The sequence below is a fragment of the Turicibacter faecis genome (genome assembly GCF_037076425.1).
In the GTDB taxonomy this organism is placed as follows: Bacteria; Bacillota_I; Bacilli_A; order MOL361; family Turicibacteraceae; genus Turicibacter; species Turicibacter faecis.
Genome location: NZ_AP028127.1, coordinates 1,398,854 through 1,423,849, shown reverse-complemented (window position 1 = coordinate 1,423,849; position 24,996 = coordinate 1,398,854). Strand labels below are relative to the sequence as shown.

Sequence of the window (24,996 nt, the reverse complement as noted above, 5' to 3'; positions counted from 1 at the left end):
ACATGAATATACGTGAAAAGTTAATTACACTTAGTATTTTAAAAAAAGGTAATTGGAAGGAAATGTATGATTTTTTGATACAAGATAAAATGTTAACGCAAATAACTGAAAATCAGGTGAAGGAGTGTTTAAAGCAGATAAAAAATATATCAGTTTTAACAATCTTAGATCCGGAATACCCAGAGTGTTATAAAGAGATGCCGGCTCCTCCATTTGTTCTTTATTACAAGGGGAATCCAAACTTGTTAGAGGGAAAAAGGGTTGCTTTAATTGGAAATCAAAGACCTTCTCAAACAGGGATAGGTGAGGCACGTAAACTAGGCTTTCAACTTCTAGATAAGGGAATTACTCTTGTAGGAAATTTACAACTCGGGATTGAAACAGTTGCGCATTCAATAGCTACTAAAGAGGGGAAAACGATTGCTATTTTGCCCTCTGGTTTTTGGGTTATTTACCCTCGAGAAAACTACGATTTATATTATCAATTAATAAAGGGGCACTTGGTATTAACAGAGTATCCCCCAGGTGTTTCCCCGTCTGCTCAACGATTTAATAGAGCGCATCACTTGTTACAAGCTTTAAGTGATGTTTTAATTGTTATAGAAATGACGAAAGGCGATTATCGATTAAATTCATTAAAAGGCCAAATTGATGTTGGAAAGGTTGTTTATGCGTTGCCCGCTTCGTACAATGTTCATTCATCAAGGGGATGTTTAGAGTTAATTCGCTATGGCGCACATTGTTTTTTAAATTGCAGTGAAATTTTTTCTTGGTTAAACCATATGTAGAAGTTGTACTTGGTGATTTAAAAGTGAGGGGTCATCGGCCTAAGTGCAAAAAATTGTAGAATGACTGTGCTAACAATATGATAATTCTGGAAATTATTAAACGCTGTGTTGAATAGAAAAGAAAAAAGAGTAAAAAAATGAAAAAGAATGGATTCTTTCTATGAAATTTCTAATGAAATGATTGACAAGAGGAGAGGAAAGCAGTAATATTTTTTGTGTTTTATTTTGACTGTTTATTGTTAATAACTAGTGAATAGTTTATAAATAGAGTCGAATAATAGATGAGAAAGCGCTCAGTTAAAGAATAGCTGGGTTAGTTATTGAGATAGAAAAGGTGATAGGTATGGGGAAAAATTTAGTAATAGTAGAGTCGCCTGCTAAAGCCAAAACGATTGAAAATTATTTAGGATCGGACTATACGGTTTTATCGAGCGTCGGACATATTCGTGATTTAGCAACGACTGGACCGGGTGGTTTAGGAGTGGATGTTGAGGATCATTTTAAGCCAAATTATAAAAATGTGACTGGAAAATCCAAAATTATAAAAGAATTAAAACAGGCTGCTAAAAATTCAGATGCCGTTTATCTAGCTACCGACCCCGACCGTGAAGGGGAGGCGATTAGTTGGCATTTGGCAGATGTTCTTGGACTGGATGTTGATTTAAAGCGACGTGTCGTCTTTAATGAGATTACAAAAGACGCTATTTTAGAGGCTTTTAAACATCCGAGAGCGATTGATATGGATTTAGTTCGTTCCCAAGAGAGCCGACGTATACTTGATCGTATTATTGGTTTTAAGTTAAGTAAATTGTTACAAAGTAAGATTAAGAGTAAAAGTGCAGGTCGTGTTCAATCGGTGGCTCTAAAACTTATTGTTGAACGTGAAAAAGAGATTCAAAAGTTTAAAAGTGAAGAGTATTGGTCGATTCATGCGATGTTTGAACGACAAAGTGCCAAAATTGAAGCTGAACTTATGAAAAAAGCAAATAAAAAGATTTCAATTGCGAACGAGGATGAAGTTAAGGCTATTTTGGCGGAGCTTTCAGACCCTTATGTTGTAGAAAAGGTGGAAAAAAAGAATAAATTAAAACAACCCAAACTTCCATTTATTACTTCAACGCTTCAACAGGAAGCGGCAAGTAAGCTTGGATATAACGCGAAGAAAACGATGACGATTGCTCAGAAGTTATATGAAGGGATTAATATAGGTTCAGAAACAGTCGGATTAATTACCTATATGCGAACGGATTCTACGAGATTAGCTGATAACTTCATCGATGCAACAAAATCATTTATTAAAAAAAATTATGGAACGAACTACGTTAAAACAACAGCAACGAGTACAAAAAAAGTGAAAAATGCACAGGAGGCCCATGAGGCAATCCGTCCTTCATCTGTTTCCCGAACACCTGAAGAGATGAAGCCGTATTTAAAACGCGATGAATTGCGTTTATATAAATTAATTTGGGAGCGTGCGGTTGCGAGTTTGATGAAAAGTGCTACCGTAGAAGCAACAACAATTGAGGTTCGCTCGAATGATTATTTATTTCGTGTTAATGGTCAGGTCTTAGTTTTTGATGGGTATTTACGTGTTTATAGTTATGAGGAAACGAAAAATGCAGCTTTACCGCGTCTAAATGTAGGGGATACATTAGCCCTCGTAGACATCGAACCACAGCAACATTTTACTCAACCGCCAGCACGTTATAGTGAGGCAAAATTGATTAAAGAAATGGAAGAGTTAGGAATTGGCCGTCCATCTACATATGCGCAAACGATGGAAACCTTGAAAAATCGTGGGTATGTCATGCTAGAGGATAAAAAATTTAAACCTACTGATCAAGGTATTTTAACAAGTGACAAGTTAGCCGAGTTTTTTTCAGAGTTTATCAACGTCGAGTATACGGCCGCAATGGAAAATAACCTCGATGAAATCTCTAAAGGTCAAAAAGTATGGTATGATGAGTTGAAAATGTTTTACGATCATTTTATGCCAATGCTTGAAGAGGCACAGAAAAATATGGAGAAAATTGCCCCTGTTGAAATAGGGGAAGAGTGTCCAGAATGCGGAAGCCCGCTCGTTATTCGTCGTGGGCGTTACGGTGAATTTGTCGCTTGTAGCGGATATCCGACGTGTAAATATATAAAAAAAGAAGCGAAAGAGGAAGCGGCCCCTGTTTCAACTGGAGTGAAGTGTCCTAAGTGTGAAACGGGAGAGATCGTTGAAAAGAAAACACGTCGTGGAAAAGTTTTTTATGGATGTGATAAATATCCAGCGTGCGATTATGCACTTTGGAATAAGCCGATTGATAAAAAATGTCCGAAGTGTGGGCAACTACTTGTGGTCAAAGGAAAGAAAAATGAGGTTCAGTGTTCAAATAAGGAATGTGATTATAAAGAGGATTAATCTCAACCCCACCTTTTAAAAGGTGGGGTTTTCAAGGGTATTTTATAAAGTATGAACCGATAGTCGGTGAAGGAGTCGGGCACCGAAAGGGGCTTAGCAGTTGATTGAATTTATGATATAATTTTCAGTTGTAATGAAATATTCAGTCGCAACTTGTAGGAGGCTAGTATAAATGAAATATGTAAATGTCATTGGAGCAGGTTTAGCAGGTTCGGAGGCAGCTTACCAGCTTGCTAAACGTGGAATTCAAGTTAAGCTATATGAAATGCGTCCAGTAAAAAATACGCCAGCTCATCATACGCAAAATTTTGCAGAATTAGTATGTTCAAATTCATTGCGTGCAGACGGTTTAGCTAATGCGGTCGGTGTTTTAAAGGAAGAGATGCGAATTTTAGATTCACTTATTATGAAGGCAGCAGATGCTAATGCTGTACCTGCAGGAGGAGCCCTTGCCGTCGATCGTGAAGGCTTTTCAGGACAAATTACAGATTATTTAAGTCAACACCCTAATGTGGAAGTTATTCGAGAAGAGTTAACGGAAATCCCCGATGGGCCGACGATTGTGGCGACAGGTCCGTTAACAAGTGATGCTTTAAGCGCATATATTCGTGAAATGACAGGACATCATTCGTTTTATTTCTATGATGCCGCAGCGCCTATTATTGAAAAGGATTCTATTAACTTTGATAAAGTTTATTTAAAGTCTCGTTATGATAAAGGTGAGGCTGCCTACTTAAATTGTCCGATGTCTGAAGAGGAGTTTAATGCTTGGCATGAGGCTTTAGTTAATGCAGAAGTGGTTCCGGTTAAGGAATTTGAAAAAGAAGTTTTCTTTGAAGGATGTATGCCAATTGAGGTAATGGCAAAACGTGGCCGACAAACAGTTTTATTTGGTCCAATGAAACCAGTAGGCCTTGAAGATCCAAAGACAGGACAAACACCGTATGCCGTCGTTCAATTAAGACAGGATAATGCGGCGGGAACGCTTTATAATTTAGTTGGATTCCAAACGCATTTAAAATGGGGGGAACAAAAACGTATTGTTCAAATGATCCCAGGACTTGAAAATGCTGAAATTGTCCGTTATGGAGTGATGCATCGAAATTCGTTTATTAATTCTCCGGTACTACTTCGTCCGACTTATCAATTTAAGACACGTGATGATTTGTTCTTTGCAGGTCAATTAACGGGAGTGGAAGGTTATGTTGAATCGGCTGCATCGGGAATGATTGCAGGGATCAATATGGCGAAGTATATGTTGGGTGAAGAGCTAATTGAATTCCCAAGGGAAACGGCGATGGGATCAATGGCTTACTACATTACGCATACTTCTTGTGATGGATTTCAACCGATGAATGCTAATTTTGGGCTGTTTTTAGATTTAGAGGGTCGTGTGAAGAAAAAAGAAAAGAAAGCAATGTATGCAGCACGTGCTATCGAAAAAATTAAGGAATGTAAAGAGTTACTATAGAAGGTGGTAAAGAAAACAGTACGGAAGGTACTGTTTTCTTTGGCATAAAGGAGGGTTAAAGTGGAGGAGCTGATTCATAAATATTTGGAATACCTGATGTATGAGAAGAGGTACTCGATGCATACAATTTCAAATTATCAAAAGGACTTAGTCGAATGGACGTTATTTTGCGAGAAGGAATCTATCCCCCCTTTTGATGTGGAATACGGTGATGTTAGGAGTTATCTTAATGAATGTTACTTACAAAAATTGAATCGTCATACGGTAAGTCGAAAGTTATCGTCTTTGCGTTCCTATTATTATTTTTTACTGAAGGAAGGGGTCGTCTCTTCCAATGCCTTTTCAATTATTAAGGCACCGAAGGGAGGACAGGTGTTGCCTAAATTTTTATATGAGGAAGAAATGGTAGCATTGTTCGAAGGAATCGATCGATCAACTGTACTAGGAAGCCGCAATTATGCATTGTTAGAGCTCTTATATGCAACCGGAATACGGGTTTCGGAATGCTGTAATCTCACTATAAGCCAGTTTGACTTTGAGACAGGGATGTTATTGGTGCACGGAAAGGGGAAAAAGGACCGGTATGTTCCACTTGGAGATTTTGCTGTGGAATCGATGCAATGCTATCTAAAAGTGGGACGAAACCAATTATTGAATAAGTCACATATTGAAACAGATGTTGTATTTTTAAATCACCTTGGGTTTCCATTAACTGACAGAGGCGTTCGTGATATTTTAAAGAGGTTAACTCGGAATACTGCCATGCATATTAAGGTTGCCCCACATATGATTCGGCACACATTTGCAACGCATTTACTGAATCATGGTGCAAATTTAAGAGCTGTGCAGGAATTACTTGGACATGAGCATTTATCAAGTACGCAAATTTATACTCACGTTTCGAAGGAGCACCTTAAACAGGCTTATGCGGTCGCACATCCTAGAGCAAGAAAAAGTGAAAAATAGTATTGAGGAAGAGTACTAAATGGACGGTTGATTAGCTATAATGGAAGAGTAGTGGTTAGAATGGAGTGAGGGGAAATGGCTAGTTTATTAAGTGTAGGTTTAACTATTCCTTTACCGTGGTTATGGTTTTTACTTGCTACTATTTTTGGTATTATTGAGGCAATGACGCTAGGGATAGTTTCTATCTGGTTTGCTATTGGAGCGTTGGCCGCTATGCTTACCTCTATTTTTATTGATTCGGTTATGATTCAAATTTTTATTTTTCTTGCAACCTCTTTAATCTTGATTGTAAAAACGAGAAAATTTGCGGTTGGTATGTTGAAGGTTGGAAAGGAAAAGACGAATCTTGATGACTTGATTGGTAAAGAAGCCGTTGTTACTAAAGAAATTCTTCCGTATGTAGCGGGTGAGGTGAAGCTGGAAGGGAAATTTTGGCGCTCTATGTCTGAAAGTAAACAGACTTACGCCGAAGGTGCTATTGTGACTGTTTTAAGAATTGAAGGGGTTACGATCATCGTTAAATAGAAGGAAGGAGATGAAAATTATGCTTTATTTTATATTGGCTATTATCATTGTGATGATTATTTTAGTTATGGCAAATATTAAAGTTGTACCTCAGGCAAATGCCTACGTTATTGAACGTTTTGGGGCTTATGCAGCAACATGGAACGTCGGTTTACACGTTAAGATTCCTATTATGGACCGTGTTGCAAATAAAGTATTATTAAAAGAACAGGTGATTGATTTTAAACCACAACCAGTCATTACTAAAGATAATGTTACGATGCAGATTGATACGGTTGTATTTTTTCAAATTACGGATCCTAAATTATTTACATACGGAGTTAGTAACCCATTTGCAGCTATTGAAAATCTTACGGCAACAACATTGCGTAATATTATTGGGGAATTGGAATTAGACGAGACATTGACCTCAAGGGATATTATTAATTCACGTATGCGTGCTGTATTGGATGAAGCAACGGATCCATGGGGAATCAAAATTAATCGGGTAGAAGTAAAAAATATTATTCCACCGGAAGATATTCAGGCTGCTATGGAGAAACAGATGCGTGCTGAGCGTGAGAGACGAGAGAAAATTTTACAGGCAGAAGGGGAAAAGACATCAGCCATTTTAAAAGCAGAAGGGCTCAAAGAATCGCAAATCCTTGAAGCAGAGGCACGTAAGCAGGCGATGATTTTAGCGGCAGAAGCAGAAAAAGAAGCTGCTATTCGTAAAGCAGAGGGGGAAGCGGAAGCTATTTTAAAAGTTCAAGAGGCAACGTCAGCAGGGTTAAAGATGCTTAATGAGGCACAACCAACTACGGAAGTATTAACGTTAAAATCATTTGAGGCATTGGCGCAGGTAGCTGAAGGACAGGCAACGAAGTTAATTATTCCATCTGAAATTCAAAATGTTAGTGGGTTGATTGCATCGTTAACGGAAACGTCAAAGACAATTAAAGAATAACCAATTTAAATCATAATAGGCATCTCATAGGTTAGATAGAAGGTTTAATCTATGGGATGCTTTTTTCATTAAAAAGTATAAAAAGGTCGGAAGTGGGGATATTATAATTAGTTATTGAGATATAAGGAGAGTACTACAAAAATAATGTCATAAAATAACGAAAAAAAGATATAAGTGGTTGATTTTGCTAGCAATATTCGATAAAATTTATTTAGAACGAAAGAGAGACATTAATTTACGGGGTGATATATTGTGCAAGCAATTTTACTAGTGAGTGGCATTATTATCATCTTTTTAATTGGATTAGGGATATTGATTTACTTATTAATACCAAACTCTGAACAGTCGCAAATTTGCGAAGATAGGGATGGACAGATAGTGTTGGGGGAAAAATTAGTAGATGAATGGGTCACTGTAATCGAAGTTCAATTTAAAGGATATAGTGGTTTTTATACATATGCGGTAATGCAAACGGATATAAATAGGGGGCAATATGTGCTTGTTTTAACGCAAGATGGTATTCGATGTGCGAAGGTTGTGGGTGAACCTCGTACAATAAAAACGAGTCAATTGAATTTTCCACCGTTTTTACTACAAACAATTATTTGTGTGGCTGATAACGCAGACTTAGAATATTATAAATAAAGAAATGGATGAACCGAAAACTTTCTGATAAGGAAAGTTTTTTTCTAATTATAGTAAATGAAGGTTTCTGTCTATTTAAAATTCGAAAAAGGGTAATCATATGGTGCAGGACGCTTTTAGGGGATATACTTTTGGTGCAGTTTATAAGGTTTTAGACGGATAGATGGTAGTAAAACGTGATAAATTATTTGATTCATATCTAAGAGGAAGCATCTAACCCCTGACGAATAGCTTTTATTGTAGTAGAAAAGGAAAGACTGTCATTAACTCGCTCAAGGTTTTTAATGATGAGGGATTTGCTTGAAATTTTATTTTAGAAATAAAAAAATTTGAAAGATAGTTGAAAAAAAAGACGAAGTATGATAAATTTATAAACGGCATAAAAATACACACACATCTGGAGCGAATTGTCTAGTGCTATTTATGATAGTGGCAATTTGTGTTGAAAGATGTGGCGGCCGAACAAATTCGAACTTAGGAGGAACTTACAATGGCTATTATCTCAATGAAGCAATTGTTAGAAGCAGGGGTACACTTCGGACACCAAACACGTCGTTGGAACCCAAAAATGAAAAAATACATCTACACTGATCGTAATGGAATTTACATCATCGACTTACAAAAAACAGCTAAAAAATTAGATGAAGCTTATTACGCTTTACAAGAAGTCGCAAAAGATGGTGGACGTGTTTTATTCGTAGGAACTAAAAAACAAGCTCAAGAAGCTGTTAAAGATGAAGCAATCCGTGGAGGACAATTCTGGGTTAACCAACGTTGGTTAGGTGGAACTTTAACAAACTTTAAAACTATCCAAGCTCGTATTGCTCGTTTAGAAGAATTAGAAACAATGGAGCAAGATGGTACATTTGATGTATTACCTAAAAAAGAAGTTATCACATTACGCAAAGAAATGGATCGTTTAAATAAATTCTTAGGCGGAATCCGTGATATGAAAGAATTACCAAGCGCAATCTTCGTAATTGATCCTCGTAAAGAGCGTATTGCAATTGCAGAAGCACGTAAATTAAACATTCCAGTATTCGGTATTGTTGATACAAACTGTGATCCTGAAGATGTTGATTATGTAATTCCAGCTAACGATGACGCTATCCGTGCGGTACGTTTAATTGTTGGTAAAATGGTTGATGCAATCATTGAAGTAAATCAAGGATCTGCTGAAGAAGTAGCTACTGAAGAAGTAGTTGAAGAAGCAGTAGTAGCTGAGTAATTTGATAATGAATACCTTTTTCTCATTAGAGTTAAAGGTATTTTTTTTGAAAATGTGTAATAAATAAGTTGTTTTATATTTAATGAATAAATATAAGATAAATCTTCTAGAATATAGATGAATGATTTAAGATGAATTCATTTTAAAAAGAAGATTGTAATAGCTTGCAATATTTGTGTTTTTTTGTTATTATCAAAAAGATACAACGATAAGTGGTGTTAAACTTTTATTAAAATCTTAGGAGGAATCATAATGGCAATTACAGCGGCTATGGTTAAAGAATTACGTGAAAAAACTAGTGCAGGAATGATGGACTGTAAAAAAGCATTAGTAGAAACAAATGGAGATATGTCAGCTGCAATCGATTGGTTACGTGAACGTGGAATCGCAAAAGCAGCTAAAAAATCAGATCGTGTAGCGGCTGAAGGATTATGCTCAGTAGCAATCGATGGTAATACAGCAGTTATTTTTGAGTTAAACTCAGAAACAGACTTCGTTGCTAAGAATGAACAATTCTTATCATTATTAGATAAATTAGGAAAAATCTTAGTAGCTAACAAACCAGCAAATGTTGAAGAAGCATTAGCAATTGAAGTTGATGGAACAACAGTAGATGCAATGTTAATCGAAGCAACATCAACAATCGGAGAAAAAATTACGTTACGTCGTTTAACAGTTGTTGAAAAAGCAGATAACGAATTCTTTGGTTCTTACTTACACATGGGAGGACGTATTGCAGCATTAACAGTTGTTGAAGGAAAAGAAGAAGTTGCTAAGGACGCAGCTATGCATGCAGCAGCTATTAACCCACAATATTTAACTGTTGATCAAGTTCCTGCTGAAGTTGTAGCTAAAGAACGTGAAATCTTAACTCAAGAAGCATTAAATGAAGGAAAACCAGCTAATATCGTTGAAAAAATGGTAGAAGGTCGTATCCGTAAATTCTTAGCAGATGTATGTATGTTAGAACAACCATTTGTTAAAGATGGAGATGTTACTGTTGCTAAATATGCTAAGAATAATGGATCAACAATCAAATTATTTATCCGATTAGAAGTTGGAGAAGGAATTGAGAAAGTTGTTGCAAACTTCGCTGAAGAAGTAATGAGCCAAGTTCGCGCATAATTACCATTTATATTTAGGGGGCACATTTCTGTGTCCCTTGTTTCGAATTTAAAAGGTTATGGAAAGTGGGTGTCCTGATGGCGGCTTACAAGCGCGTTGTTTTAAAGCTAAGCGGTGAAGCTTTAGCAGGAGGAAAAGGGTTTGGTATTGATGCTGAGACCGTGCAACAGATTGCACTACAAATTAAAAGTGCATATGAAATAGGTGTAGAAATTGCAATTATCGTCGGTGGAGGTAATATTTGGCGTGGGAAAACTGCCAGCGAAATGGGAATGGAACGATCTAGTGCTGACTATATGGGAATGTTAGCAACCGTAATGAATGCACTGGCGTTGCAAAACGCGTTAGAAGGATGTGGGATTCAAACACGTACGCAAACTTCTATTCATATGAATCAAATTGCAGAGCCTTATATTCGTCGTCGTGCTATCCGCCATTTAGAAAAGGGACGTATCGTTATTTTTGGTGGTGGAACTGGAAATCCATATTTTTCAACAGACACGACAGCTGCTTTACGCGCAGCAGAAATTAATGCAGATGCAATTTTAATGGCAAAGAATGGCGTAGATGGTGTATATAATGATGATCCACGTTATAATAAAGAAGCAACTAAATATGATGAGTTATCATATCTAGAAGTTTTAAATCAAGGGTTACAGGTAATGGATTCTACAGCGGCTTCTTTATGTATGGATAATGATATTGAATTATTAGTTTTTAATATGAATGAGTCTGGTAATATTAAAAAGGCTGTAGCCGGAGAAAAAATCGGAACAATCGTGAAAGGGAGATAATTATGCCTAAAAGTGTATTAACAAACGCAGATACTCGAATGAGTAAAGCAATTGATTCTTTAAAACGTGAGTTTTCAGTATTACGTACTGGACGCGCAAGTGCAGCATTATTAGATAATATTCAAGTAGATTATTATGGAATGCCAACACCAATTAATCAAATGGCACAAATTACAGTTCCGGAAGCACGTCAACTTGTAATTAAACCATATGATAAATCAATGTTATCAGCGATTGAACGTTCAATTAATGAAGCAAACATTGGATTAACACCAAATAATGATGGTGAAGTTATTCGCTTAAATGTTCCAGCTTTAACTGAAGAACGTCGTCGTGAGTTAGCGAAAAAAGTTAAAGGATTCGCAGAAGATGCAAAAGTTGCAATCCGAAATGTTCGTCGTGATGCCAATGATGAATTTAAAAAATTACAAAAAAATGGTGAAATTACTGAAGATGCTTTAAAAGGTTATACTGAAGATGTTCAAAAATTAACTGATAAAAAAATCAAAGAAGTTGACGCAGTCGCTGACGAAAAAGAAAAAGATATTATGTCTATCTAGCATAAAAAAGCGGTTCTTTGTCAAATAGTGTTGCTGATTAATTTGTAACCTGTTACAACGAAAATTCAAATCGAAATCCTAGTAGCTATGCTGCTAGGATTTTCGTTTTAGGCTTTGTTAGATTTTGAACCATGAGAATACGAGATTTAAAGTGATAGAAACTACGATATCCAAAGGCAATACGCTTAATGACCTTAATTTTATTATTAATTCCTTCGATGGGACCATTTGTGTAATGAGTTGAGAGTGTATTTTTAATATAGGATTGATAAGTTTTAAAGGTTTGGAAAGCCGTTTGAAACTCAGGAGAAACAAGCGGATGTTCCGTTTCGAGTAAATGATTAAATCGTTTTAAGTTTTTTGTCTGAAGAGCGAAAAGTAACTCTTGATATAAATCATAGGTTGCTTTTAATTCAGGAGATAAATCAAGTAGAAAGTTTAAGATATCAATTTCACGCATGGGTTGTTTAAAGCAGTAAACTGATCGATAAGTGGTGGTATTAAGTAAAGCGTGAGATTTTAAAAATAAGCGCCAATAACGTTTGAATTTACGACCATGCTTTTTGAACTTTTTCATGAATCGGATTCGAGTTTTGTTCAGTGCACGAGAGAGATGTTGAACGAGATGAAATTTATCAATGATAATTTGGGCATGAGGAAAAAGATCCTTAATGAGGCTGATGTAAGGAGCGTACATATCAATCACAATATTTTTTACTCGATGACGTGCTTCCTTTGTGTATCGTTTAAAATAAGCTTGAAGGGAGTTTAAACGACGATCTTCAACGATATCGATGATTTGTTTTGAGTCAGCATCGCAAAAAATAAAAGACATATGCCCCTCAGCAGACTTAACGGATTTAAATTCATCAAAACAGAGATTTTCAGGTAAATAATTAAGGTTTAAGGTTTGAGATTCATAAAAGCTATGGATGATTCGATTGACGGTTGAATGAGAGACCTGATGGCGACGTGCGATATCACATTCAGAAATTTTATTTTAGGCCTCTAAAGCAATGGCGTGTTTCGTATGATAAGAAATGTAACAGTTCTTTTCAACAATTGAAGTACTTAGTGTAAAAGTAGACTGGCAATGCCCACAATAATAACGCTGTTTTTTTAGGTCTAAGTAGGTATCGTGAAGAGAGACTTTTGGAATGACAATTCGAGAGGTTTTAAATCCATGCTTCTTAAATTTTGAATCAAATAGGGTTCCGCATTTTTGACAATGAGTCGGTTGATACGTAAGAATACCTTTAAAGATAAAGCTAGTAATTCCGTTCAACTTCACTTCCTCAAGATAATCTTCTGAAAATGTAATATTTTTATCTTTAATATTTAAAAGTTTTCTAGTAAAATATGAGTGAGACATTAAATCTTATCCTTTCAATATTGTTTTAGTCGATAACATTGTAACAGGATTGAGACTTGAAGTCTCTTTTTTTTATCCTATGAAAAAAGTGCTGCTTAATCAGCAACACTAAATATTATAGAACCAAAAAAGCTACCCAAGTTGGGTAGCTTTTTTTATCCCCAAAAAGATAATCTTTATTGTCTTTTTTTCATTTTTTTCTAATGAAAGACGTATGATTATAAAGAATAATGTAACAAGATTCAGGGGGGTGTTGGGATAATGATTAGATTCAAGGATGTGGGGTATTTAACAGACGGAGAAATTGATTTAATTATTGAAAGAAAGGTTCCTGCTCATTTAGAGAAGTTTAAGGCGCCAACGTACTATTTTCAAATTAAAAAACATTTAAGCCCTTATGAAATAGGGAAAATTGATATTCGTATTGGTTATAATGAGAATACATTTTATGGGGGAAACGTTGGATATGAAATATATCCTCCGTATCGTGGAAATCATTATGCACAAAAAGCGTGTGAGCTTATTAAACGTGTGGCTAAGGCACATGGGATGAATTACTTGTACATTAGTTGTTTACCGAGTAATATTCCATCGAATAGAACTTGTCAACGACTAAATGCACGATGGATGGGTACCTATTATATTCCTATTTATTTAGAAATGTATATGTTTGGTGTAAGAGAAATTAATATTTATGAATGGGATATTTCAAATTAAAATAAAAAAAAACACTCAACATCCAAGTATATTATTCGACAAAAAATGCAAAATAGTATTGTCATCACATGGTGTTATGAGGAGGCGGCAACATGACGGTTGAAGAAAAAAAATTTAAAAAGTCAGCTCGTAATGCATTAATCCCTGATGTTTCTAAAATGCAAACGGAATTTGGTGCTGAATTTGTTGGCGACGAAAAACGTGCGGCCCAAAGTGTAGAAACTCGGGTGAAAACAAACGCACAACGTTATGGATATTTCAAAAGAAGTAACTAATTATTTTGCAGGTAAATTCGAATGAAAGGAAAGGATAGTAAGTTTATTAAGTTATCTTTTAATAAACAGAAAGGAAATTCCACTCTCGAGATGGGGTGTGAGCTTCAACCCTTGACGAAGGAAGAAATTCGAAGAATAAAGAAAAAAATTCGGCAACATGCCCTTAAGCATTAGCCTGCAGTGAGTGATTTTTCTGGAATGTCATTAAATATATGTGGCACCATAAGATGGCTTTATATAAATTAAGCTACTAATTTTTTAGTAGCTTTTTTTTATGAAAAAATTTCAAGGCAGGTATTTATTTATGACAGAGTTAAAGTTTATTTGTATAATTACGGAATGTTGGTAGAAAAAAGAAAGTAAGTGTATTAAAATATATAAGATAGGTTATATATATGAAAGGCGGTTTCTTTAATGTTCTTTAAAAAGAAAAAAAAGGCACAGTTAGATAAAAATCGCATTTTAAATGCACCTTTGCCACAACATATTGCGATTATTTTAGATGGGAATGGAAGATGGGCTAAAAAGCGTGGTCTCCCGCGAACGGCAGGTCATCAAGAGGGTGCGATGAATGTACGTGAGATTACAAAAATATGTGCAAATATTGGGGTTAAGGCGTTAACTGTCTATGCCTTTTCAACGGAGAATTGGAAACGACCGGAAGAGGAAGTTAAATTTTTAATGAAATTACCCATTAAATTCTTTAATGATTTTGCGCCAGAATTAATAGAGAATGATATTAGATTAAAGGTTATTGGGAATGTAGAGGATTTGCCTAAAGATTTACAGAAAAAAGTGTTAGAAATTACGGAAATGACACAAAATAATAAGAAGATGACATTAACGATTGCACTAAATTATGGTTCAAGGGATGAGATTAAACAGGCAGTTCAGCAGATTGCGACAGATGTTCTAGATCATCAATTAAAAGTAGAAGAGATAAGTGAGGATCTTATTGATCGCTATCTCATGACCTATGATTTACCACCGCTTGATCTCATGATTAGAACGAGCGGGGAATTAAGAATTAGTAATTATTTACTATGGCAATTAGCTTATGCTGAGTTATATTTTACGTCAATTGCCTGGCCTGATTTTAAAGAGCAACAGTTATATGAGGCACTTTTTGATTATCAAAGTCGTCAACGACGCTTTGGTGGATTAAGTGAGAAAAAGTAAAGGAGAGATTTATTCATGAAACAACGAATTATTACAGCTATTATCATGGTTTTAATCGGTGTTCCTATTGTTGTTTATGGGAATTATCCTGTTCTTATTTTAGGGGGGGGATTATCGTTAGTAGCTGTACGTGAAATGATTTCAATGAAGGATATAACGACTAAGACGCCGATTGAAATTAAACTGTTCACTATAATTGCAACATTGGTTATTGTTTTTTATTCATTTGATTTTAATCAATTAAACTATCATGCAGTTACCTCTTTTGGGTTAGAGATTCCGGCTATCTTTTTATTTGTTCTATTACTTGTTTCAATGATTCGTAAAGATTTTAGTTTAAAAGATGCATCTTATTATCTCTTAACCATTTTTTACGTGGGCTTAACATTTCATGCACTTTTATTTATCCGCTTTTTAGGATTAAATCTTCTTTTATTTATGATTTTAATAGTAGCTATAACGGATTCAGGAGCCTATTTTTGTGGGAAAAAATTTGGAAAACATAAGTTGGCTCCTCGTGTGAGTCCCAATAAAACGATTGAAGGGTCATTTGGTGGAACGCTATTGGGGGTGATTGGTGGAACCCTATTTGGAAGTTTGACGGGGATTTCAACTCATATTGGCATTCTAATAATGATAAGCTTAGTTGTTGCCGTTGTGGGGCAATTAGGAGATTTAGTCGCATCATCGATGAAAAGAGAATTCGGTATTAAGGATTTTGGAAATCTCTTTCCAGGCCATGGAGGAGTATTGGATCGATTTGATAGCCATCTATATGCGTCATTGGCATTATATATTTTAATTAATGGATTGAACGTGGTGATGTAAAATGAAAAATATTTATTTATTAGGAGCAACAGGCTCAATTGGTACACAGACACTAGATGTGATTCGACAACATCCAGATAAGTTCCGTTTAGTTGCATTTTCCGCGGGGCGTAACATTGAGTTAACAAAAAAGATTATTAATGAATTCAGACCGGCCTATGTTTCTGTTATTAGTGAGCAATCCGCTAAGCAGTTGGCTGAACAATATAAAGAAGTGGAGTTTGGATTTGGGGATGAAGGTTTAATAAATGTCGCAACATACGATGCAGTTGCTGGTGATGAGCATTTTGTTTTATCAGCTGTTATGGGGGCGGTTGGGTTATTGCCAACATTAAAAGCAATTGAGATGCGTAGAACGATTGGAATTGCTAATAAGGAGACTCTTGTTACTGCGGGTCATTTAGTGATGGAGAAGGCTCGAAAATATGGAGTGAAGTTGTTACCCGTCGATAGTGAACATTCTGCAATTTATCAATGTTTACAGGGGGAGGATGCAAAGGCAATAAGAAAAATTATTATTACGGCAAGTGGTGGCTCATTCCGAGATTACACACGGGAAATGTTGAAGGAAGTAACCCGTGAACAGGCTCTAAATCATCCAAATTGGTCAATGGGTGCCAAAATTACGATTGATTCTGCAACCATGATGAATAAAGGATTAGAGGTCATTGAAGCACATTGGTTGTTTGATTTACCATATGATCAAATTGAAACGATTCTCCATAGACAAAGTATTATTCATTCCATGGTTGAGTTTGAGGATACAAGTATTATTGCTCATTTGGGAACCCCAGATATGCGTATTCCTATTCAATTTGCAATGAGTTACCCCGAGCGAATTGATTTAAAACAGTCTAAATCTTTAAAATTAGAAGAGGTAGGCATGTTAGAGTTTAAAAAAATGGATTTTGAACGTTTTCCTTGTTTGAAAATGGCCTATGAGGCTGGACATGAAGGAGGAAGTTGTCCGACGGTTTTAAATGCGGCAAACGAGGCAGCCGTTGATTTGTTTCTAAAAGATAAAATTTCCTTTCTAGATATTGAGAAAGTTGTATATGAATCTTTGGAACATCACCACAAGGTTGATCGTCCAGCTTTAGAGGACATTATAGAGATTGATAAAAACACACGTCGTATAATAACTGAAAAGTATGAATAATGGAGGATGGATAGATGATAGGAATTTTAAGCTTTATTTTAGCCTTAGGGGTTATTATCCTTGTTCATGAACTAGGACATTTTTTAGTTGCAAAACATTATGGAATTTTATGTCACGAGTTTTCAATAGGAATGGGACCGCTTGTATGGAGTAAAAAGCGCGGTGAAACGACTTATTCTATTCGCGCAATCCCATTCGGGGGATACGTTTCAATGGCAGGCGAAGAGGCCGAGAAAGAGATCGTTAAGGTTGATCAAGTCGTCGGGTTAGAGTTTGATCAAAATGGAAAAGTTAATAAGATATTTCTAGATCCTACGAATCAGAAAGTCGTTGGGACAATTAAGGAGTTAGATTTATACAAGGCATTAAGTATCACTTTGACATTAGAAGGTGGCGAAGTGCAAAGGTATGATGTTGATCATGATGCAAATTATATCCTTGAAAAAAGTGTACAGCAAATTGCCCCGTACGACCGCTGCCTAGAGTCAAAATCAAAATGGGCTCGATTTGCGACCATGGCCGCAGGAGCTACAATGAATTTTGTTTTAGCATTTGTTCTGTTTTTTATTGTGGGTCTTGCAGTAGGAATGCCAACTGGATCAAATAGGTTAGGAGGAGTTGTTGAAAATTCTCCTGCTCAGGTGGCCGGATTGGTAGCGGGTGATCAAATTATTTCTTATAACAATCACTCCGTAGCAAATTGGGAGGAATTAACCCAGGCTATTTCTTCTACCAAGGATTCAACAACGGTGACGTACATTAGAGATGGACAGACAAAGACGGTAGAGCTTACCCCTCAAATTAGTGAAAATGGGGGGCAAATAAGTACTTCAATTGGGGTTTCTACAGAATATGAAAAATCTCTCTTATCGGGTTTTAACTATGCGGTATTTAAAATGAAGGAAGCATTTGTATCAATTTTTCAAACATTTAAAATGTTATTTGTTACAAAAGAGGCCGGGATTGATGATTTATCAGGACCTGTTGGAATTTATACGATGACATCTACCATTGCAACCTTTGGATTAACTTCGCTAATAATATGGATTGGCTTTTTAAGTGTTAATATTGGAATTATGAATTTACTACCTTTACCGGCCTTAGATGGAGGAAGAATCGTTTTTGTTTTAATTGAGGCGCTTATTGGGCGTCCAATCGACCGTCGTGTTGAAGGGTATGTTCATATGGCGGGACTACTTTTATTCTTCGGATTATTCATTTATGTGACGTTTAATGATGTTATTCGCCTGATTAATGCATAAAAGGATTGAAAAGCGGTCGAAAAGATGCGATAATGAAAAAAATAAGAAGTTAAGGATGTAAAAATATCTTTAATTTTGTAGGAGGATAAAACATGAAACAATCAATGATGTTTATTCCAACATTGCGTGAAGTACCAAGTGATGCCGAGATTCGCTCACATCAATTTTTATTGCGTGCTGGATTTATTAAACAAGTTGCAGCTGGAGTCTATACTTATTTACCGCTTGCGAAGCGTTCACTTCATCATATTGAAACGATTATTCGCGAAGAATTAAATGCGATTGATGGAAACGAGTTATTAATGCCAGCGTTACAACCAAAAGAATTATGGGACGAGACGGGACGTTGGTCTGTTTATGGATCTGAATTGATGAGATTAACTGATCGTAATAGCCGTGAATTTGCGTTAGGACCTACACATGAAGAGGTTATTACAGATGTTGTACGTGATTATTTAAATTCATATAAAAAATTACCATTAACCGTTTATCAGATTCAAACAAAGTTCCGTGATGAAGCACGTCCACGTTTTGGATTAATGCGTGGTCGAGAGTTTATTATGAAGGATGCCTATTCGTTTCATGCAAATCAGGAATCTTTAGATAAAACGTATGATAAATTTGTACAGGCTTATACTAATATCTTTAATCGTTGTGGATTAAAATTTAGAATGGTAGAAGCGGATAGTGGACAAATCGGTGGATCACAATCAGCGGAGTTTATGGCTTTAGCTGAAGTTGGAGAAGACACAATTGTGTATTCAACAACAGGATCATTCGCGGCAAATATTGAAGTTGCAGATTTACCAGTTGGTGCTCCATCACCAGATGGTGTCGGTGTGGTAGATCATGCAAAAGGAATCGAAGTTGGACATGTCTTTAAATTAGGAACAAAATATTCTGAATCAATGAATGCTGTTTTTCTTGATGAGAATCAAAAGAAACAACCTATTATCATGGGATGCTATGGAATAGGTGTTAGCCGTGTGATGATGGCAGTGATTGAGCAAAATAATGATGAGAATGGAATGATTTGGCCGAAGTCGATTGCTCCATTTGATATTCATGTTATTCCAGTTGATGTTAAGAAAGCTGAGCAGTTAGACGCTGCTACAAAAATTTATGAAGACTTGAAAGCTGTTGGATTTGAAGTACTATTAGATGATCGTAAAGAACGTGCAGGTGTCAAATTCTCTGATGCAGATTTAATTGGTCTTCCGATTCGCGTGACAGTTGGTCGTGGAATTAGTGATGGATTAGTGGAAATCAAAATTCGACAGACTGGTGAAGTTTTTGAAGTAAAGGTTACAGAACTTGTATCATTTATTAAGGAAAAGTATCAGGAATTAGCTTAAAAAATTCTCTCCCTGAGAGAATTTTTTTTATCGGCTATTTTAATACAAGTAGCCTGATATGAGGAATTAATTAGGATATGGAAGTCAATTTGGTGTCTTTTTATGCACTTAAATTTTCCAACATACCATTCGAGTCTCTGAAGAGGCTAGAAGGCTATTTGTCGCTATTTTGTAATATAAAGCTGAAACTAAGGCTTGTATCGAAAAAACGGAAAGACTCAGTCAAAGGCAGTGTGCCTAAAAAGATATAAGGAACGAAAGAATATTTTCTTTTAAATGAAAGCTGATAGGCCCTATGATACATGTGTCGTATTTATACAATTAGGAATTTTTTGAATGATTTACTACTAGAAGAAATGTTATACATAAGTGATAGGAGAGCTTTTACTTAATGTGTATGGTCATGTGATCGTATGAATACGGTATAAAAAGTAAAAAATATTTATGGTAATGAAACATGAAAAAATCAGTTCTATTAGATGATGAAATAATTTGAAAACAGTGATAGAATGGATTAGTTATGCTGGGTGGTGAGTTACCATCTGACGTCTCTTATCTGATGATAGGAGAAATATATAGTAGATATAGACTGTGTGTTTAGATAGAAAAGGGGGATCCCCGCATGCAAAAACAGATGCAAATTTTGTTAGAACAAATTCAATATCCAGAGCACCAACTTTTTTTATTCGATAATAAGCTCATTGAAAAAGTCGATGTTTTTAGAAAACGTCAGGAACTGCTCTTTCATTTAACTTTTGATACACCATTGGTTTCAGCCGCTTTTTATGAGTTTTATTCCCATTTTGAAAATACATTTGGTCGTATTTCAACCATTAATCATGCGAGCTTTACGATTCGTTATTTAAGCCGTCCGAGTGATGAACAGATTTTGGAGTATTGGCCATTAATGATTGAATATTTAAGTCGGCAAGATTTATTGATACGCTGTCTTGAAAGTTTTAAAGCAACCGTTGTAGGTGATCAGCTACAAATTGCAGTAAAGGAAGCTCGTGATTATCAAGAAATTAAAGAAAAGTACGCGATAAAAATTCAACGTGGATTTGAACAGTTTGGCTTTCCAATAAAAGAAGTGTGTCCTATCTATTCCGAGGATGCTCTTTCTGATGCAGAAATTTTGACAAGAAGGGAGACTTCCTTACCTCCAATCGTAGAGGTGAAAAAGAGTGTTGAGACTGAACCTAATCCGCAACGCCCAACCTTTAGAAATGAAGGAGGAGCTAGAGGAGGACGAGGAGGCTATTCGCGAAAAGAACCTGAAGTTACTGAGACATCGATTGGTGGACCTATTACAGGGAATCCGATGAACTGTAAAGATATTGATGATGAAATGAGTCGGTGTGTGTTAGAAGGTTATATCTTTGATGCAGAAACCCGCGATATTAGAAATGGTGAGATGCTGTTAATAACTGCTAAATTTACTGACTATACGGACTCTATTTATATTAAAATGTTTGCAAAATCGGATGAAACAAAGAAAATGGTCCCAAAGATTTTGAAAAAGGGAAACTGGGTTCGTGTCAGTGGGAGAATTCAATTTGATACTTTTTCAAAGGAATTGTGCATGATGGTCAATGCTGCGAATCTTATTGATGCTAAGGTTGAAGAAAGAAAAGATTTAGCACCTGAGGGTGAAAAGCGTGTGGAATTGCATGTCCATACGAAGATGAGTGCGATGGACGGAGTGACTGATATTTCGTCTTATATTAGCCAGGCAGCAAAATGGGGGCACCGAGCAATTGCTTTGACCGATCACGGAGTCGTTCAGGCCATTCCAGATGCCTATCATGCAGCCAAAAAGAACGATATTAAAATTATCTATGGAGTTGAGGGATACCTTGTTGAAGATCGCCCTAAAATCGCTTGGGCGGAACAAGATATTTCACTCAACTCAGCGACATATGTCGTATATGATGTGGAAACGACAGGGTTTTCGACTAATTATGATGTGATTATTGAAATTGCCGCAGTAAAAATTTATAATGGATCAATTATTGATGAGTTTTCTGACTTTGCTAATCCTCATCGAAAACTGTCACTAAAAACCATTGAGTTAACGCATATTATGCAAAGTGATGTTGATCAGGCCCCTGAGCTTGAGGATGTGATGAGAAGGTTTAAGGAATGGTCAGAAGGTTGTATTCTAGTTGCGCATAATGCCTCATTCGATATGGGGCACTTACAGGCAACATATGAGCGATTTAATTTAGGAGACTGTGAAAATCCTGTGATTGACACACTAGCAGCTGCCCGTGTCATGTATCATCATCAATATGGTGTTTATTGGAACTATGCGACAGATGCCCTTATTGATGAAAAGTTTAAGCGTAAAATGAAACGATTTAACTTAAAAGCTTTATCTAAATTTTTTAAAGTAGAGTTAACGCAACATCACCGGGCGATTTATGATGCGCGTGCGACAGGTCAAGCCTTTATTTTGCTATTAAAGGATATGATGAAACTAGGGATTAAGACGCATGATCAAATTAATCAATTAGTTGATGATGATAGTTCATTTAAATTGGATTATTCAACGCATGTGACTATCCTGGCTAAAAATGAGATAGGATTTAAAAATTTATTTAAAATTGTTTCTCAGTCCATGACAAACGATTTGTATGGGCAACCTCGTATTCGCCGTAGTTATTTACAGGCCCATCGAGAAGGGCTACTTATTGGGAGTAGCTGTGTCAATGGTGAGGTTTTTGAAACAGCCTTAAATAAATCTTATGAAGAGTTAAAGGAAAAGGCGAAATTCTATGATTATTTAGAAGTTCAACCACCGGAAGTATATTCCCATTTAATTGATTTGAACTCAAAGGAGATGGCAAATTATATTATAAAGACCATCGAGCGAATTATTAAAGTAGGGGAGGAGTTGAACATTCCAGTTTGTGCAACGGGAGATGTTCACCACTTAAATCGTGATGATAAAATTTATCGTCAAATATATACGCGAACACCAGCAATTGGGGGAGGGCGTCATCCACTTAATCATCCAGATATAAAATCGATCCCGAGTATGCATTTTAGAACAACGGATGAAATGTACCACGATTTTCACTTTTTAAGTGAAGAGAAACAGAAAGAAATTATTGTGATTAATCCAAATATGATCGCCGATCAGTGTGAAATGATTAAGGCAATTAAAGATGAATTATTTACACCGGCAGATGATTTCCTTAAAGATAAGGGGATTCCAAGTATTAAAGACCGTTTAAGTGAAATGTGTTATGAACGAGCTTATGAATGGTATGGTAAAGAATTGCCACAGTATGTTCTTGATCGGTTGATTAAAGAACTAAATAGTATTATCGGGAACGGATTTGCGGTTATTTACTATATTTCTCACATGCTTGTAAAAAAATCACTTGATGACGGCTACTTAGTTGGTTCTCGTGGATCGGTCGGGTCATCGTTTGTAGCCACTTTAATGGATATCACGGAGGTTAATCCGTTGTCTCCGCATTATCGATGCCCAAACTGTCTTTTTTCGGCCTTTAAAATGAACGAAGATGAAAAACATCGCTACGGAATTCGTCCGGAGGAAGAACAGTTTCAGGAGATTTTAGCTAATGCTGAGTCGGGGTTTGATTTGCCAGATGCACATTGTCCACATTGTGGCACGAAGATGAGAAAAGATGGACATGATATTCCGTTTGAGACATTCCTTGGATTTAAGGGAGACAAAGTTCCCGATATCGATTTAAATTTCTCAGGAGAATACCAACCGGTTGCCCATCTGTATTGTAGAGAGGTATTTGGTGATGACTTTGCCTTCCGTGCCGGAACGATTGGAACCGTCGCTGAAAAAACAGCATTTGGATATGTAAGAGGATTTTTAGAAGATACGCATCATCAAATGCGTACAGCTGAAATTGAACGTTTAGCAAAAGGATGCGAGGGTGTGCGAAGAACGTCGGGGCAACACCCGGGAGGGATTATTGTTGTTCCAAACTATATGGATATTTATGATGTGACACCAATTCAGTATCCTGCCGATGATCCAACGGCGGAATGGCGAACTACTCACTTCGACTTCCATTCTATTCATGACAATTTATTAAAACTTGATATACTTGGGCACGATGATCCGACGGTTATTCGTTATTTACAAGATATTTCAGGAATAGATCCGAAGGACATTCCAACCGACGACCCAGAAGTTTATAAATTATTTTATTCCACGGAATCATTAGGGGTGACACCAGAGCAAATTCGTTCAACGACGGGGTCATATGGCGTTCCGGAGTTTGGAACTCCTTTTGTGCGCAATATGCTTGAAGATACGAAGCCTAAAACGTTTGCGGAGTTAGTTAAGATTTCAGGTCTTTCTCATGGAACGGACGTATGGTTGAATAATGCAGCCGATTTAGTGTCTGGGAAATACGAGAAGTTTGGCAAGATTGAATTTAAAAATGTTATCGGATGTCGTGATGATATTATGGTCTATTTAATGTATGGTGGCTTAGAACCCGCTCTGGCGTTTAAGATTATGGAGTTTGTGCGTAAAGGGATGGCGAGTAAGGTGCCAGACGGATGGAAAGAGTTTGAAGAAGAGATGCGCAAGCATCATATTCCTGAATGGTATATTTGGTCTTGTGGGCAAATTAAATATATGTTCCCAAAAGCCCATGCTACTGCATATGTTTTAATGGCAATTCGAATTGCATGGTTTAAAGTTCATCATCCTATTTATTATTATTGTGCGTACTTTTCAAAACGTGCGGATGTCTTTGAAATTGAAACGATGATGAAGGGGCCAGATGCTATTAGAAAACGTTTAGACGAAATTGATGAAAAGGGATTTGAGGCCACACCTAAGGAAAAAAACTTAGTTACTATACTTGAAATTGCATTAGAGATGACAGAACGCGGTTTTTACTTTCAAAACTTTAATTTAGAAGAGTCACAGGCCGTTGATTTTAAAATTTCTGACGATAAAAAGTCATTAATCCCTCCATTTACAGCGTTGGATGGATTGGGGGAAAACGTGGCTAGACAAATTGTAGCTGCAAGAGAAGAGGAGCCCTTTAAAACGATTAAGGATGTTCAAACTCGAGGGAAAGTTTCTAAAACGCTGATTGAAAAAATGCAAATGATGAATGTCTTTGGTGATATGGAACTTGGAACGGATAAGCCAAACAAATCAGCTTCACGTCCACCAAGCAATCAAATGACATTATTTTAACAAAAAAGAGGTCTAATAAAAGACCTCTTTTTTTTATTTAAGATAGGAAGAAGACTCATAAATGGATTAAAGTGGCGCATACTAAATCTATATAAAATTACAGTTGTTTTCAAGGAATAAGACTTGTCTTTCTAGGTTAGAAAAGGAGAAGTGACGGTGCTCTTAAACAGAGGAATGATTGGCAT

At 36.3% G+C, this 24,996-nt stretch carries 21 protein-coding genes; 19 read left to right on the top strand and 2 right to left on the bottom strand.

Annotated features, from left to right (window positions below):
* Nucleotides 1-2: 2 nt before the first annotated feature.
* The 11 genes from AACH31_RS06750 (at nucleotide 3) to frr (ending at nucleotide 11,455) form a co-directional block, all read left to right on the top strand.
* Nucleotides 3-788: a DNA-processing protein DprA gene (locus tag AACH31_RS06750; protein ID WP_161832195.1), complete on the top strand. Its 786-nt coding sequence runs from the start codon at nucleotides 3-5 to the stop codon at nucleotides 786-788.
* Nucleotides 789-1,131: 343 nt separating this feature from the next.
* Nucleotides 1,132-3,195, top strand: coding sequence for a type I DNA topoisomerase (topA, locus tag AACH31_RS06745; RefSeq protein ID WP_161832194.1), 2,064 nt, complete (start codon nucleotides 1,132-1,134; stop codon nucleotides 3,193-3,195).
* A 172-nt stretch (nucleotides 3,196-3,367) separates the two neighbouring features.
* A complete protein-coding gene (trmFO, locus tag AACH31_RS06740; RefSeq protein ID WP_262953689.1) occupies nucleotides 3,368-4,666 on the top strand; it encodes a methylenetetrahydrofolate--tRNA-(uracil(54)-C(5))-methyltransferase (FADH(2)-oxidizing) TrmFO in 1,299 nt (432 codons plus the stop codon).
* Between the two features lie 60 nt (nucleotides 4,667-4,726).
* A complete protein-coding gene (xerC, locus tag AACH31_RS06735; RefSeq protein ID WP_262953688.1) occupies nucleotides 4,727-5,632 on the top strand; it encodes a tyrosine recombinase XerC in 906 nt (301 codons plus the stop codon).
* Nucleotides 5,633-5,707: 75 nt separating this feature from the next.
* On the top strand, nucleotides 5,708-6,157 hold the full coding sequence (locus tag AACH31_RS06730) for an NfeD family protein (RefSeq protein ID WP_161832191.1): 450 nt from the start codon (nucleotides 5,708-5,710) through the stop codon (nucleotides 6,155-6,157).
* 10 nt (nucleotides 6,158-6,167) lie between these two features.
* The gene (locus tag AACH31_RS06725) at nucleotides 6,168-7,103 is read left to right on the top strand and encodes an SPFH domain-containing protein (protein ID WP_202618766.1); all 936 of its coding nucleotides are present in this window, start codon (nucleotides 6,168-6,170) and stop codon (nucleotides 7,101-7,103) included.
* Between the two features lie 252 nt (nucleotides 7,104-7,355).
* Entirely contained in the window at nucleotides 7,356-7,748 is a 393-nt protein-coding gene (locus AACH31_RS06720) for a hypothetical protein (protein ID WP_161832189.1), read from the top strand.
* A 490-nt stretch (nucleotides 7,749-8,238) separates the two neighbouring features.
* The gene (gene rpsB, locus AACH31_RS06715) at nucleotides 8,239-8,976 is read left to right on the top strand and encodes a 30S ribosomal protein S2 (RefSeq protein ID WP_161832188.1); all 738 of its coding nucleotides are present in this window, start codon (nucleotides 8,239-8,241) and stop codon (nucleotides 8,974-8,976) included.
* A gap of 252 nt (nucleotides 8,977-9,228) precedes the next feature.
* Entirely contained in the window at nucleotides 9,229-10,101 is an 873-nt protein-coding gene (tsf, locus tag AACH31_RS06710; RefSeq protein WP_161832187.1) for a translation elongation factor Ts, read from the top strand.
* A gap of 77 nt (nucleotides 10,102-10,178) precedes the next feature.
* Entirely contained in the window at nucleotides 10,179-10,895 is a 717-nt protein-coding gene (gene pyrH, locus AACH31_RS06705; protein WP_161832186.1) for a UMP kinase, read from the top strand.
* A gap of 2 nt (nucleotides 10,896-10,897) precedes the next feature.
* Nucleotides 10,898-11,455, top strand: a complete 558-nt coding sequence (gene frr, locus AACH31_RS06700) for a ribosome recycling factor (protein WP_161832185.1) — start codon at nucleotides 10,898-10,900, stop codon at nucleotides 11,453-11,455.
* A gap of 85 nt (nucleotides 11,456-11,540) precedes the next feature.
* Here the strand turns inward: frr and AACH31_RS06695 are convergent, their stop codons facing one another.
* Entirely contained in the window at nucleotides 11,541-12,434 is an 894-nt protein-coding gene (locus tag AACH31_RS06695; RefSeq protein WP_338618102.1) for an ISL3 family transposase, read from the bottom strand.
* A gap of 21 nt (nucleotides 12,435-12,455) precedes the next feature.
* Nucleotides 12,456-12,827 carry a transposase family protein gene (locus AACH31_RS06690; protein WP_338617262.1) on the bottom strand — a complete coding sequence of 124 codons (372 nt, stop codon included), beginning with the start codon at nucleotides 12,825-12,827 and terminating at the stop codon, nucleotides 12,456-12,458.
* 261 nt (nucleotides 12,828-13,088) lie between these two features.
* Here AACH31_RS06690 and AACH31_RS06685 point away from each other — a divergent pair, with 261 nt between their 5' ends.
* From AACH31_RS06685 to AACH31_RS06650, 8 genes are all read left to right on the top strand, one after another.
* Nucleotides 13,089-13,544 (top strand): GNAT family N-acetyltransferase, encoded by a 456-nt coding sequence (locus AACH31_RS06685; protein WP_161832184.1) that lies wholly within the window; start codon nucleotides 13,089-13,091, stop codon nucleotides 13,542-13,544.
* A 92-nt stretch (nucleotides 13,545-13,636) separates the two neighbouring features.
* The gene (locus tag AACH31_RS06680) at nucleotides 13,637-13,819 is read left to right on the top strand and encodes a hypothetical protein (protein ID WP_161832183.1); all 183 of its coding nucleotides are present in this window, start codon (nucleotides 13,637-13,639) and stop codon (nucleotides 13,817-13,819) included.
* Nucleotides 13,820-14,233: 414 nt separating this feature from the next.
* Complete coding sequence (locus AACH31_RS06675) at nucleotides 14,234-14,998, top strand: isoprenyl transferase (protein WP_161832182.1); 765 nt, start codon at nucleotides 14,234-14,236, stop codon at nucleotides 14,996-14,998.
* Nucleotides 14,999-15,013: 15 nt separating this feature from the next.
* On the top strand, nucleotides 15,014-15,826 hold the full coding sequence (locus AACH31_RS06670) for a phosphatidate cytidylyltransferase (RefSeq protein WP_161832181.1): 813 nt from the start codon (nucleotides 15,014-15,016) through the stop codon (nucleotides 15,824-15,826).
* Nucleotide 15,827: 1 nt separating this feature from the next.
* Entirely contained in the window at nucleotides 15,828-16,985 is a 1,158-nt protein-coding gene (gene dxr / locus AACH31_RS06665; RefSeq protein WP_161832180.1) for a 1-deoxy-D-xylulose-5-phosphate reductoisomerase, read from the top strand.
* A 14-nt stretch (nucleotides 16,986-16,999) separates the two neighbouring features.
* Nucleotides 17,000-18,247 carry an RIP metalloprotease RseP gene (gene rseP, locus AACH31_RS06660; protein WP_161832179.1) on the top strand — a complete coding sequence of 416 codons (1,248 nt, stop codon included), beginning with the start codon at nucleotides 17,000-17,002 and terminating at the stop codon, nucleotides 18,245-18,247.
* A 92-nt stretch (nucleotides 18,248-18,339) separates the two neighbouring features.
* Nucleotides 18,340-19,602 carry a proline--tRNA ligase gene (gene proS, locus AACH31_RS06655; RefSeq protein ID WP_161832178.1) on the top strand — a complete coding sequence of 421 codons (1,263 nt, stop codon included), beginning with the start codon at nucleotides 18,340-18,342 and terminating at the stop codon, nucleotides 19,600-19,602.
* Nucleotides 19,603-20,224: 622 nt separating this feature from the next.
* Nucleotides 20,225-24,811 (top strand): PolC-type DNA polymerase III, encoded by a 4,587-nt coding sequence (locus AACH31_RS06650; protein WP_161832177.1) that lies wholly within the window; start codon nucleotides 20,225-20,227, stop codon nucleotides 24,809-24,811.
* Nucleotides 24,812-24,996: the final 185 nt, after the last annotated feature.

Bases quoted from the DNA above. Each gene is read 5' to 3' on its own strand.
- AACH31_RS06750 (WP_161832195.1), top strand. From the start codon at position 3: ATGAATATACGTGAAAAGTTAATTACACTTAGTATTTTAAAAAAAGGT.
- topA (WP_161832194.1), top strand. From the start codon at position 1,132: ATGGGGAAAAATTTAGTAATAGTAGAGTCGCCTGCTAAAGCCAAAACG.
- trmFO (WP_262953689.1), top strand. From the start codon at position 3,368: ATGAAATATGTAAATGTCATTGGAGCAGGTTTAGCAGGTTCGGAGGCA.
- AACH31_RS06730 (WP_161832191.1), top strand. From the start codon at position 5,708: ATGGCTAGTTTATTAAGTGTAGGTTTAACTATTCCTTTACCGTGGTTA.
- AACH31_RS06725 (WP_202618766.1), top strand. From the start codon at position 6,168: ATGAAAATTATGCTTTATTTTATATTGGCTATTATCATTGTGATGATT.
- rpsB (WP_161832188.1), top strand. From the start codon at position 8,239: ATGGCTATTATCTCAATGAAGCAATTGTTAGAAGCAGGGGTACACTTC.
- tsf (WP_161832187.1), top strand. From the start codon at position 9,229: ATGGCAATTACAGCGGCTATGGTTAAAGAATTACGTGAAAAAACTAGT.
- pyrH (WP_161832186.1), top strand. From the start codon at position 10,179: ATGGCGGCTTACAAGCGCGTTGTTTTAAAGCTAAGCGGTGAAGCTTTA.
- frr (WP_161832185.1), top strand. From the start codon at position 10,898: ATGCCTAAAAGTGTATTAACAAACGCAGATACTCGAATGAGTAAAGCA.
- AACH31_RS06690 (WP_338617262.1), bottom strand. From the start codon at position 12,827: ATGTCTCACTCATATTTTACTAGAAAACTTTTAAATATTAAAGATAAA.
- AACH31_RS06685 (WP_161832184.1), top strand. From the start codon at position 13,089: ATGATTAGATTCAAGGATGTGGGGTATTTAACAGACGGAGAAATTGAT.
- AACH31_RS06680 (WP_161832183.1), top strand. From the start codon at position 13,637: ATGACGGTTGAAGAAAAAAAATTTAAAAAGTCAGCTCGTAATGCATTA.
- AACH31_RS06675 (WP_161832182.1), top strand. From the start codon at position 14,234: ATGTTCTTTAAAAAGAAAAAAAAGGCACAGTTAGATAAAAATCGCATT.
- AACH31_RS06670 (WP_161832181.1), top strand. From the start codon at position 15,014: ATGAAACAACGAATTATTACAGCTATTATCATGGTTTTAATCGGTGTT.
- dxr (WP_161832180.1), top strand. From the start codon at position 15,828: ATGAAAAATATTTATTTATTAGGAGCAACAGGCTCAATTGGTACACAG.
- rseP (WP_161832179.1), top strand. From the start codon at position 17,000: ATGATAGGAATTTTAAGCTTTATTTTAGCCTTAGGGGTTATTATCCTT.
- proS (WP_161832178.1), top strand. From the start codon at position 18,340: ATGAAACAATCAATGATGTTTATTCCAACATTGCGTGAAGTACCAAGT.
- AACH31_RS06650 (WP_161832177.1), top strand. From the start codon at position 20,225: ATGCAAAAACAGATGCAAATTTTGTTAGAACAAATTCAATATCCAGAG.